The sequence below is a fragment of the Kitasatospora sp. NPDC007106 genome (assembly GCF_040634455.1).
Taxonomy (GTDB): domain Bacteria; phylum Actinomycetota; class Actinomycetes; order Streptomycetales; family Streptomycetaceae; genus Kitasatospora; species Kitasatospora arboriphila.
The window spans coordinates 1-2,396 of sequence record NZ_JBEYFP010000858.1; the positions used below are offsets into that span (position 1 = coordinate 1).

The window sequence follows — 2,396 nt, forward strand, 5'->3', positions numbered from 1 at the left end:
CTGGGCGTTGCGAAGCCGCTTAGGAGGCGAGGACCTCGTCGAGCAGCGTCTCCGCCTTGTCCTCGTTGGTGTTCTTCACCCGCGGGGCGCCGCCCGCCGGTCCGGAGGTGAAGGACCGGCCCGCGGACCGGCTCGGGGACCGGTGCGGCTCAGGCCTTGGTGCGGACGCCGTCCAGGGCGATGCCGAGCACCCTGTCGCGCTGCTCCGCGTCGGGGAACGCCACCGAGGTGATGCCGGAGACCAGGCGCAGCAGGTCGTCGATGCTCATGTCCGTGCGCACCTCGCCGGCCTCCTGGGCCCGCAGCAGCAGGGGCGTGCCGGCGTCGTACATGGACTGGCGGCAGGCCAGGAAGACGTCGGTCTCCTCGCCCTCGAGTGCTTCGCGGATCGCGCGCTTGGTCATGGCGTAGTCGACGAAGCGGCGCAGCCAGGCGGCCAGGGCCTGCCACGGCGGTTCGCCGGAGACCTCGGCGGCGACCCGTCCGAGGTCGTCGACCTCGTTGGCGTACACCGCCTCGAAGAGGTGCCGGCGGGTGGGGAAGTTGCGGTAGAGGGTGCCGATGCCGACCCCGGCCCGGCGGGCGATGTCCTCCAGGGAGGCGTCGGCGCCGTGTTCGGCGAAGGCCTCGCGGGCGGCCACGAGCAGCGCGTCGAAGTTCCGCGCGGCGTCGGCCCGGCGCGGGCGCTGGGCGGCGAGGAACTCGCTCACCACGATCTGGTCCGGCACGGTGACCTCGTTTCGACGCCCGGATTGAACCGGAGGGGTACCTCCGCTAATGTGGAGGCATGCCTCGACTTTAGCACCGGGGCCTCCGCTTCGGCCTGCCGTCAACGGCCGGCCGTCCCCGTCCCGTGTCCTGTCGGCCGCCCGCACGCCGCCGTACGGCACGTCCGTACCGCATATCCGCACTTGCACGTCCGTACTTGCACGTCCGTTCCCGCGGCCGTACCCACAGCCGTTCCCGTGGTCGTCGCACCGCAGTACCCCGCGCCACGACGTCCGAGTCCCCGAGTCCCGAGAAGGTTCGATGAACCGCCAGTCCCATCGCCTCACCTTCGGCGTCCTCGCCACCGGTGCCGGTGTGTTCGCGCTGCTCCAGTCGCTGATCACGCCCGCGCTGCCGATCGTCCAGTCCGCGATGCACACCTCGCAGTCCACGGTCACCTGGGTGATGACCGCCTACCTGCTCTCCGCCTCCGTCTTCACGCCGATCCTCGGCCGGGTCGGCGACATGGTCGGCAAGAAGCGCACGCTGGTCGCGGCCCTCGTCGCCCTGCTGATCGGCTGCCTGGTCGCCGCCCTCGCCCCGAACATCACCGTGCTGATCGTCGCCCGCGTGCTCCAGGGCATCGCCGGTGCGCTCTTCCCGCTCTCCTTCGGCATCATCCGCGACGAGTTCCCGGCCGGCCGGGTGCCCGCCGGCATCAGCAACCTGTCCGCCGTGATCGCGGTCGGCAGCGGCCTCGGCATGGTCCTGGCCGGCCCGATCGTCGGCGCCCTGGACTACCGCTGGCTGTTCTGGTTCCCCGTCATCGTCGTCGCCGCCACGGCCCTGCTCGCCCACCGCTACGTCCCCGAGTCGCCGCACCGCAGCGAAGGCAGCGTCAACTGGCTGTCCTCGGTGCTGCTCTCCGGCTGGCTGGTCGCCCTGCTGCTCCCCGTCAGCCAGGCGGCGAAGTGGGGCTGGGGCTCCACCCCGGTGATCGGCCTGCTCGTCGCCGCCGCCGTCCTCTTCGCGCTCTGGGCCGTCGGCGAGACCCGCTCCCGGAACCCGCTGATCGACATGCGTGTGATGCGGCTGCCCGCCGTCCGGACCACCAACGCCGCGGCGCTGCTCTTCGGCGGCGGCATGTACGCGGTGTGGGCCTTCCTCCCCGGCTTCGTCCAGACCCCGGCCTCCGCCGGCTACGGATTCGGCTCCAGCGTCACCGGCGCCGGGCTGCTGATGCTGCCGATGCTGGTCGCGATGTTCGTCTCCGGGCTCCTCAGTGGCCGGCTGGCCGGACGCTTCCCTGCCAAGGCGCAGCTCGTCACCGGGGCCCTGCTCGGCGCCGCCGCCTGTGCGCTGCTCGCCGTCCGGCACCAGGCGCCCTCGGACGTCGCCCTCGCCGCGGGAGTCTTCGGACTCGGCATCGGCCTGGCCTTCGCCTCGATGAGCAACCTGGTCGTGCAGAGCGTGCCGCCCGAGCAGACCGGCGCGGCGACCGGCATGAACGCGAACATCCGCACCATCGGCGGCTCGATGGGCGCGGCCCTGATGACCGGACTGGTGACCGGCCACCTGCAGGCGAGCGGCCGCCCCTACGAGGCCGGCTACACCCACGGGTTCACCCTGCTGGCGGTGTTCTGCCTGGCGGCCGCGGTCGCGGCGCTCGCGGTGCCGACCCGGCGCAG

At 72.5% G+C, this 2,396-nt stretch carries 2 protein-coding genes; one reads left to right on the forward strand and one right to left on the reverse strand.

Annotation, left to right across the window (positions count from 1 at the left end):
- Positions 1 to 149: 149 nt before the first annotated feature.
- A complete protein-coding gene (locus ABZ641_RS33295) occupies positions 150 to 728 on the reverse strand; it encodes a helix-turn-helix domain-containing protein (protein WP_359987946.1) in 579 nt (192 codons plus the stop codon).
- A gap of 301 nt (positions 729 to 1,029) precedes the next feature.
- On the opposite strand from ABZ641_RS33295, the gene ABZ641_RS33300 reads away from it, so the two are divergent.
- The coding region (locus ABZ641_RS33300) for an MFS transporter (RefSeq protein WP_359987948.1) at positions 1,030 to 2,396 on the forward strand (1,367 nt) is incomplete at its 3' end.